This is a genomic window from Aphanizomenon sp. UHCC 0183, assembly GCF_009712065.1.
Lineage (GTDB): Bacteria > Cyanobacteriota > Cyanobacteriia > Cyanobacteriales > Nostocaceae > Dolichospermum > Dolichospermum heterosporum.
The window spans coordinates 6487-16009 of the sequence record NZ_VILC01000066.1; the positions used below are offsets into that span (position 1 = coordinate 6487).

The 9523-nt window shown below is 38.1% G+C and carries 8 protein-coding genes; 2 read left to right on the top strand and 6 right to left on the bottom strand.

Annotated features, from left to right (window positions below; genetic code table 11):
* Window positions 1-250 precede the first annotated feature (250 nt).
* From FJR37_RS18710 to FJR37_RS18720, 3 genes are all read right to left on the bottom strand, one after another.
* Window positions 251-664: a secondary thiamine-phosphate synthase enzyme YjbQ gene (locus FJR37_RS18710; protein ID WP_027403361.1), complete on the bottom strand. Its 414-nt coding sequence runs from the start codon at window positions 662-664 to the stop codon at window positions 251-253.
* Window positions 665-792: 128 nt separating this feature from the next.
* A complete protein-coding gene (locus FJR37_RS18715) occupies window positions 793-1890 on the bottom strand; it encodes a glycosyl transferase (RefSeq protein WP_168466792.1) in 1098 nt (365 codons plus the stop codon).
* 256 nt (window positions 1891-2146) lie between these two features.
* Window positions 2147-3298, bottom strand: coding sequence for an aminotransferase class V-fold PLP-dependent enzyme (locus FJR37_RS18720; RefSeq protein WP_168466793.1), 1152 nt, complete (start codon window positions 3296-3298; stop codon window positions 2147-2149).
* An 85-nt stretch (window positions 3299-3383) separates the two neighbouring features.
* Between FJR37_RS18720 and FJR37_RS18725 the strand changes: the two genes are divergently transcribed.
* Window positions 3384-4499, top strand: coding sequence for an ABC transporter permease (locus tag FJR37_RS18725; protein ID WP_168466794.1), 1116 nt, complete (start codon window positions 3384-3386; stop codon window positions 4497-4499).
* A 157-nt stretch (window positions 4500-4656) separates the two neighbouring features.
* Here the strand turns inward: FJR37_RS18725 and FJR37_RS18730 are convergent, their stop codons facing one another.
* The 3 genes from FJR37_RS18730 to FJR37_RS18740 all read right to left on the bottom strand — a co-directional run bounded on the left by FJR37_RS18730 (window position 4657) and on the right by FJR37_RS18740 (window position 8680).
* The gene (locus FJR37_RS18730) at window positions 4657-5532 is read right to left on the bottom strand and encodes an Rpn family recombination-promoting nuclease/putative transposase (protein ID WP_168466795.1); all 876 of its coding nucleotides are present in this window, start codon (window positions 5530-5532) and stop codon (window positions 4657-4659) included.
* 137 nt (window positions 5533-5669) lie between these two features.
* Complete coding sequence (locus FJR37_RS18735) at window positions 5670-6695, bottom strand: ABC transporter permease (RefSeq protein WP_039199293.1); 1026 nt, start codon at window positions 6693-6695, stop codon at window positions 5670-5672.
* Between the two features lie 371 nt (window positions 6696-7066).
* Window positions 7067-8680, bottom strand: a complete 1614-nt coding sequence (locus tag FJR37_RS18740) for an ABC transporter substrate-binding protein (RefSeq protein ID WP_254434610.1) — start codon at window positions 8678-8680, stop codon at window positions 7067-7069.
* A gap of 242 nt (window positions 8681-8922) precedes the next feature.
* On the opposite strand from FJR37_RS18740, the gene FJR37_RS18745 reads away from it, so the two are divergent.
* Entirely contained in the window at window positions 8923-9498 is a 576-nt protein-coding gene (locus FJR37_RS18745) for a thioredoxin family protein (RefSeq protein WP_039199289.1), read from the top strand.
* Window positions 9499-9523: the final 25 nt, after the last annotated feature.

Sequence of the window (9523 nt, forward strand, 5' to 3'; positions counted from 1 at the left end):
GTAGGGGGGGAAGAGAGGTAGGGGGGAAGAGAGGTGGGGGGGGAAGAGAGGTGGGGGGGGAAGAGAGGTGGGGGGAGAAGAGAGGTAGGGGGGGAAGAGAGGTGGGGGGAGAAGAGAGGTAGGGGGGGAGGGGGAGAAGAGAGGTAGGGGGGGAAGAGAGGTAGGGGGAGAAGAGAGGTAGGGGGGGAAGAGAGGTGGGGGGAGAAGAGAGGTAGGGGGGGGAAGAACATCACAGATAACTTTTTCAATCCTATCCAGAAATATGAACTACTAACTCTCTCACATTATTCTGTTGACGATGTTCCCAAACATAGATTCCTTGCCATGTTCCTAATACCAAATGACCACGATTAATGGGAATTTGTTCGGAGGTATGGGTTAAAACTGTGCGGATATGTCCTGGCATATCGTCTGGTCCTTCAGCATCATGAATGTAATGGTTTCCTTCTGGGACTATTTTTGTCATGAAATTAGCTAAATCAAGTAATACATCAGGATCAGCATTTTCTTGAATTACTAAACTAGCTGAGGTGTGACGTAAAAATAAACTACAAAGCCCAGTTTCTATACCAGATTCAGCAACAATAGCTTCAATTTTGGCGGTAATATTGTGAAATGATTTTCCATTGGTGGAAACTCTTAATAGTTTTTGGTAGTGGGTCATGGCTAGTTTATAGTAGTTTATATATAGCGGTTCTTGGCTGAGTGAAATACAAGAAGTTTATCCTTTTCTTCCCCCTGCTCTGGGGGGATTGAGGGGGGTGCAAGGAGGGGGCTTATGATGTATTTCATTCAAGTGCATACCGCTATATTTGTCTCTAAATAATCTATCACAGCTTTGGCTATTGTTTCATTCCCATCTTTGGCTATAATGTTGGGTTGCTTTGGTGCTTGAGGTGATTGATCAAGAAAATCCCAATCTCCTTGAAAAAATTCTGGTGTTGTGAGAATTTGATGATGATTGTAATTAGCAATTCCTGCTAACATGAAAGCTGCTTCGGCAAAATCATGACGGGGTATGGTTACAACTGGTATTTCTAGACGGGTAGCTTCTGAGAATGTCCCATATCCAGGTTTAGAAATAATTCTCCCACAAATCGGCATAAAATCCACAGGACGATATTGATGATTTGTAATTTTAATTAAGTTAGGTAAATCTGGGGCTGAGGCATCAAAAGTAATAAATTGCCAATCGGGAAATCTGCTGATATTAGTGTAAGGAATTTCTTGCAAGCCTAAACCACCAAATGTCAGTAAAATGGTTTTTTCTGGTGGTGTACTTATTTGCCAATTAGTGCGTAATTCATCAATATTAAAATGGGGAGAACCACAAGTTAAACCGACATCTGTAATGTTGGTAAATGCTGACATAGGTTCATGGAAAGGAAGACGAAATAGGCGATCGCATTTTCTATACCAATCACTAATCCAATCAGCCATTTCCGTAAATTCTTCCCCCCAATCTCGATAGATAAAATCCCAACCAAAGTTACTAATCATCCAGCAAGGAATATTCGTAGCTTCAGCAAATCCAGCAGCTAGAAAAGGAATATCTGCTAAAATTAAATCAACGCGATTTTGACGAATAAAATTAACTTCTGAAGCAATTAAGGATTTATGATTTTTTTGAATTTCTCGCAGTTTTGCTAAAGTTGCTGGTTTATCCATTGTCAAACTATCAGCTTGAATCACACCTAAATCAAACGCCCGTTGACGTAAAATAAAATCACCCTCTATATAAGATTCCAGTAACCAGCGAGGTGCAGTGGTGACTAGAATTAATAATGCTTCAGGATATAATTTTTGGATGGTGTTAGCAATGGAAGCTGTGCGGGTAGCATGACCAAAACCGTGATTTGTGATGGCTATATATATAGTTGGTCTTTTCATGATTTAAAACAAGGTTAAAAAGAGTATTGGGCGATTAGAAAGATGCCTCCGGCACGCTCCGCGAACACTACTACACAAGCAAAGTCCGCCGTCGCGGACTAATATGATTTAACCCACAAAGGTGGGTTTTGTCTGTTTAGCAGTGACTTCTAGTACAAAACGGCGTAAATAAACCAACCATTCTAAATCCTCCAAAAGCCTATACTGTCTTCATTTTGACTTTTGACTTTTGACTTTTGACTTCCGCCTTGCGGTACTAGTCGCCTTTTATAGCTGCTATTAATTGGTCAATTTCTGATTCTAATGTTAAATAATGAGCACTCACACGAATGCAATTAGGACTGGCAATTGTTCGAGTTAAAATATTTTCTGACTCTAGAGATTGCACTAATTTAGAACTAGGCTGATTAGTTAATTGAAAAGAAACCAATCCACTTTCTGGGGGTGAATTTTTTAAACATTTGACATTGGGTAAAGAGTTTAATTTTTGCCAGAGATAATTACTATTTTTGCAAATTTGCTCATATCTTTCCTGTGCTGTCCCCCATTGTTCATGAATTGTAATTGCTTCTTTTAAACCCACATATAATGAAGTTGGTAAAGTAGATACTTCATATCTGCGTCCATCTGGTTGCCAACCCGTCGGTTGGGCTTGATTATTAGTAATTACTCCATTTAAGCCAATAAAAGTGGGATGCAGATTTTCCCTGGCTTGAGGACGCACATATAAACCACCCACACCAGCAGGACCACATAACCATTTGTGACCAGTAAAGGCATAAAAATCTACACCCAAAGCAGTTAAATCCAAAGGAAGAACGCCCACTGATTGAGCCGCATCTATCAATAACAGAGAATTATTGCTTTTGCATATTTCTACAATTTTATCAATGGGTAAAACTTGACCTGTATTCCATAGGACATGACTTAAAACTACTAAGCGGGTTTTGGAACGGAGGTTTTCAGCAATAATACTGATGGGATTCCCCTCATTTAAAGTAGCCATTAAGGGACAGGTAGTAACCTCTACCGCAAATCTGCGGGCAATTTCTTGGGCAGTAGCAATGACACCAGGGTGTTCGCAGTCAGAAAGGAGAAGATGATCACCCGGTTGCCAATCAATTCCCCATAAGGCAATGTTACAACCGACTGTGACATTACCCGTGAGAGTTATTGTATCAGATGGTACATTTAGTATAGAGGCGATCGCCTCCCGACTGGCTTGTATTTGCGGTGCGATCCAAGCATAAGCATCACTCCCAAAAGGACCTATACTTTGAATATGTGCTTGAGATTGAGTGATAACATCCATAGCCCTTTGCGCCATTGGACCCTGTCCTCCGTAGTTAAAATAAAGCTTATTACTTAAAGCGGGAAATTGTGACCGATGGTGATGCAGGTTATTCATAAAATAGGTTTGCGGTTTTTTATCTAATCTATTGATATATACTTTTATCAACAATTAATCAACATTAACTTTTACATCAAAAACTATGAATTGGTGGCAACGACTCAACAAAAACCCTTTAGCACGAACTGGGGCAATTGTCCTCTTCTGTTTCTATTTAGCAGTAATTGGTGCTGATTTCATCGCTCCTTATAACCCTTATGATTCACAAACCAATGGTTCACTACTGCCACCGACTCAGATTCATTGGGTATCTCAATCAGGGCAGTTTATTGGACCCCACGTATATCCTACAACACAAGGCGATACTAACTTAGAAACTGGGGAAAGAAAAATAATTATAGACCAGACAAAACCTTCACCATTACGATTATTTGTTACTGGGACAAAATATCAATTATTTAATTTGAGTATTTCCCTACCTCCAAAATGGCAGGAAGTCACAATTATCCCTGGTATTTCTTTAAATTGGCATTTATTTGGGGTTATTGGTGACGCAAAATTGAATATTTTGGGAACAGATGAACAAGGACGCGACCAATTTAGTCGGCTGTTGCATGGTGGTCGAATTAGTATGTTTATTGGTATTTTTGGAATTATCATTACCTATCCATTGGCTTTGCTTATTGGTGGTATTTCGGGCTATTTTGGCGGAATAATTGATAGTATTATCATGCGTTTAGCAGAAGTATTGATGACCTTTCCGAGTATTTATTTATTAGTAGCACTATCAGGAATTTTGAGTCCAAAATTAACCAGCACTCAGCGATTTTTATTAATCATTCTCATCACTTCTGTAATTAGTTGGGCAGGTTTAGCGAGGATAATTCGCGGACAGGTATTATCAATCAAAGAACTTGAATTTGTGCAAGCAGCAAAGGTAATGGGTGGTAATCCCATTTATATTATTGTTCGTCATGTTTTACCACAAACTGCAACTTACATTATTATTTCCGCTACTTTAACAATTCCTAGTTTTATTGGAGCAGAAGCAGTATTAAGTCTAATTGGTTTAGGTATTCAACAACCAGATCCTTCTTGGGGAAATATGCTTTCTTTAGCCAGTAATGCTTCTATTTTAGTATTACAACCTTGGCTAATTTTACCACCAGCAATTCTGATTATTATTACCGTTTTGTCATTTAATGTATTAGGTGATGGCTTACGTGATGCTCTTGATCCTCGTAGTTTGCAAAGGTAATAATGTGTCTGATAGCACAACCATTTAGCAAGTAGGAATAAAAGTTAAAGTTTGACTGGAAACAAGCCTTAAAAGACCAAGGAGTAGAAGTTAGACAATTAATTGCAAAATATTAAAAAAGTGATCAGTCGAACTAATCACTTTCCATTTCTTCTAATTACTCTGAAGGAGTTTCATTAACAGATGTTTCCGCAACCTTTCTTACCGCTTCAATATCCACAGCCAAATTTGCGGCTATTTGTTCCACAGTCAAACCTAACTGTAATAACAAAGGTACTGTTTCTAACTTACCTTCCAACTTACCTTCCAACTTACCTTCCAACTTACCTTCCAACTTACCTTCCAACTTACCTTCTAACTTACCTTGTACTTTCGCCTCCTCCGCAACTTCTCGAAAATACCTTGTTTGCTTTAATTCATCTAGAGTAAACATTGCTTCAATCTCCTGGCGAGTTAAATTACTTAATTTGTAAACCAAGATCGTCTCTAACAATTCTAAGACTTTTTGTCTTTTACTGGCATCTGCTAATTGTTGTCGAGATTTTTGGATTAACTGCCTTGTATGATCAATAGCAGTTTCCTCTTTTTCCACTACTAGCTGTACCATTCCCAGTCCTATTGAATTATCGGTTGTTACCTCCAACTCATCCAAATAAATAAACGTGATTTGCTGACTCATTAGCAAACCCCGATACTGCATTGGTACACCAGGATCTAAACTACGTTTAGCAAAAATGGCTACTGCGTGAAAATCATTCTTTGGTTGATATTGATTCAGATAAACAAAGATTTCGGTAAATAACCGCCAGTAAAAATCCGCTTTCGGTTGAAATTGAACTTCTACAAAGTAAATCGGTTGTTCAGGTATTTCTGAATCAGGTATAAATAAACCATCAAAGCGAAATGCTAGTTCCTTAATTTCTACAGATGTGAATTGATATGCTTCCGCTTCTGTGGCTGGCTTGCCAATCAGTTCAAAAAGGATACTAGGTAATGTCTGAAATAGTTGATAGAATATAGTATCTGTTTTCACAAGAGTGCTGTTCTTTTACATGAGTTTAAAAAGTAGCGATCTAAAATTTTTTTGACAAAGTTATCAGTCTAGCTAATCACTTTCTATTAGCACTGTATGGTGTATGGCGTTAGCCATGCTAAAATCATACTCCTTTTTTAATATCTAATTCTCGGATCTACATAAGCATTGAGAATATCAATCAGAATACTGGCACTCACCACAATTGCCCCAAAAAATACTAACACACCCTGAACGGTAGGATAATCTCGGTCGGCAATAGCTTGATATAAACGATTTGCTAACCCTGGCCAGGAAAATGTCACCTCTGTTAAAATCGCTCCACCTAATAAGGAAGCAAATGTTAATCCTAAGACCGTAATTACCGGGATTAAGGCATTCTTTAAAGCATGGGAAACTAAAATCTTATTTTCAGGAATTCCTCGCGCTCTAGCCGCTTCTACATAATCAGCTTTTAAAGTCTGTTTTAAGTTAACTCTGACAATGCGTTCAAAAATGCCACTTAGCAAAATTCCTAAAGTTAAACTTGGTAAAGCTAAATGATGTAAAGATATGAAAAATTGACTTAAATTCCCAGCTAATAAACTATCAATTGTATATAAACCAGTAATATTTGTAGGTGCAGGAACATTGGGCGGAAACCGATTGGAATTAGGAAACCAACCCAATTGAACTGAGAAAACTAATTGTAATAACATACCTGCCCAAAACATCGGTAGTGCGTAGGTAATAATCCCAAATAAACGCCCACCAATATCAAAAGCAGTTCCCGGACGAGAAGCGGAAATAGTTCCCACTAAAACGCCGACAATCAGCGCCACAGCCATACTCGCAAATGCTAATTCTACTGTGGCTGGAAAATATTGACCAATTATTTCACCTATATTTTGCCCGCGACTGGTTAAGGAAGTTCCTAAATCAAAGCGTAGTAAATTACCTAAATAATTGAGATATTGTAACCAAATTGGTAAGTCTAAACCAAGTTGTTTTCTTAATTCTTCTTTTGCACTTTCTGGCGCTCTTCCTCCCAGAATTGCATCTGCGGGATCTCCTGGGGTGGCTCTAAGTAAAATAAAAACAATGGTGATAATAGTTAATAGTTGCAGTGGTGCAAATAGTAACCGGGAAAAAATGTAATACTGTAATGCTTTAGAACGAGACATATTTTTTATAGGAGTCAGGAGTTAGAATGAAGAATGAAGAAAGAAGGATTAACCTCGTTCCTTGTCTCTGACAAGGAATGCAGTCTTGAGGCTCTGCCTCATCTAATTAACAAGAGGCAGAGCCTCTAAATAGCATTCCCAGCCGGAGTCTGGGAACGAGAGAAGAAGGATTAACCTCGTTCCTTGTCTCTGACAAGGAATGCAGTCTTGAGGCTCTGCCTCATCTAATTCACAAGAGGCAGAGCCTCTAAATGGCATTCCCAGCCGGAGTCTGGGAACGAGAGAAGAATGAAAGAAGAAAACTTCTCCCTATCTCCTCTTAACTGTCACCTGTCCCCGTGGCGTAGCACCTGTCACCTGTCACCTATTCCCTACTTTTTAATTGTTTTGTAAATCAGGTTTTGGGTGGGATCAAGATTGACATTGGCTACGCCTTTTTGAGCAAATACAAAGTCTTTATTTTGCCATAAGGGGATGTAGGGAACATCGGTTAATACTTGGGTTTGAATGTCGGCAAATATTTTTTTCCGGGCTTCAGGATTTTGTTCTTTGCGTTGTTGATCTATGAGTTTATTCATAGCTTCACTATAATAGAACGACCCCTGAGTTTGACTACCGCCGATTTCGCAACCTTTAGCAACTGAACCTTTTTCACAGGCTAAAAATGGCTGTACGTAGTTATCTGGATCTAAAAAGTCTGGATACCAATTAGTTAAGGTACTGGGATATAAACCTTTGGAAATTTCTTTATAAAAAGTTGCACCTTCGACGGTTTTAACTTCAAATTGCAAAATACCATCCATTTTAGTATCAGCTAGGGATTTTAAGGTTTGTGCAACTAAACTGCGCGTCATTGAACTTGCAGGATACCAAATTTGCACTTTTGCTGGATTTTCTTTGGAAAAACCAGCGGCAATTAAGGATTTTTTGGCTTCTTCAAATTTACCATCACCATATTTATCTTGAAACAATGGTTGGGAAACGTTGAAGGTGGTGGGAATCATGCTGTAAAGAGGATCAGCCTGTGATAATAATACCCGATCATTTAATAATTTACGATCAATTAATGATGCGATCGCTTGTCTCACCTCTACTTTATCTAAAGGTTTTTGATTGCGATTTAAAGTCATATAAGTAACTACACTACCTTGAGCAGATATAGCTTGCCAATCTCCCTTTTTCGCACTGGCTTCTAAACTCTGAATTTGATCCGGTTGTAAGGATAGATAGGCGACATCTATCGCCCCAGTTTTAAAGGCGTTAAATAAGTTAACTGGACTGGTTTGAATTTGGACATTGACACCTTTGTTTTCGGGTTTTGTTCCCCAATATTTATCAAATACATCAAACTTTAAGGAATCAGTTCCATATTTGGCTAATTTGTAAGCACCAGTGCCAACAAAAATATTCGGTTTAAATTTTCTCGCCCCAATTTCATAGGATTTTGGCGAAACTGCACAGACTCCAGAAAATGCTAACAACGAAGGAAAAGCTGCAAAGGGTTTTTTCAGTTTAATTGTTAATTCATACTCTCCTGTGGCTTTAACTGAAGCTACGGTATCAGACAGTAGGAAGGATGGTTTACCTTTATTTTCAATAAAGCGTTGCAGGCTAAACTCCATTGCTTTGGCATTGAAGGGAGTATCATCATGAAATAGGACTCCTTGGCGAATAGGAATAGTATAAGTTAAACCATCTGCACTCACTTTTGGTAATGCTGTTGCCAATTGTGGTTTAATTTCTGTACTACCTGGTTCGTAAGTGTACAGGCGATCGCTCATATTAAATACTAAACTCAAAGATCCCAATTCATACGCATCAGCAGGGTCAAGAGTTCTTGGCTTTTCCGTTGTCCCTACGGTAATCCGACCATCACCCGCAGTAGTGTTTATAGCACTAGACTGTGGTGCATTTGTTTGCTGTTTAGGAGTACAACTAACAACCAATAATAGACAAAGACAGAACAAAGATAGGAATTTTGTCATCCTACCCCATTGTTTCATTAGCAAGGAACACCAAGTGATCATTATTAAAATTTTTTCAATCAACGGTCAGTCATTATAGCAGGGAACAGGGAATATTGATCTTTTTCCCATAACTTAATTACATAACTCATAATATACTCAAATTTTTTAATAAGTTATGTATTTGAATTTGGTAATTTTCCTAAATCAAGATGGATTATTCTATTATTAGAAAAAACCCTGATCAAAACATTTAAAAAATTATGGTTTTAACAGCTTCCACAATGTTGCCTCTAGGCACGAAAGCACCAGATTTTCATCTACCAGAAGTAGTATCTAGAAAAATAATTTCTCTTGATAATTTTGCCGATAAAAAGGCATTGTTAATCATGTTTATTTGTCGGCACTGCCCATTTGTTAAGCATATTCAACAAGAATTAGCCAGATTAGATCAAGATTACAGCAACAGTGATTTAGGGATTATTGCCATTAGTGCTAATGATGCTAAAAATTATCCTAATGATGCCCCAGAATCATTAAAAGAAATGTGTATAGAATTGGGTTTTGATTTTACCTTCTGTTACGACGAAACTCAAGCAACAGCACAAGCTTATACGGCAGCTTGTACACCAGATTTCTTTTTATTTGATGGCGACAGAAAACTCGTTTATCGCGGACAATTAGATGATAGTCGTCCTAGTAATAATCAACCCGTAACAGGTAAAGACTTAAGATCAGCTATTACCGCAGTTTTAAATAATCAACCTGTGACAAGTGAACAAAAACCGAGTATTGGTTGCAATATCAAATGGAAAGTAGGTAATGAACCTAATTATTAGTCATTGGTAATTGGTAATTGGTAAG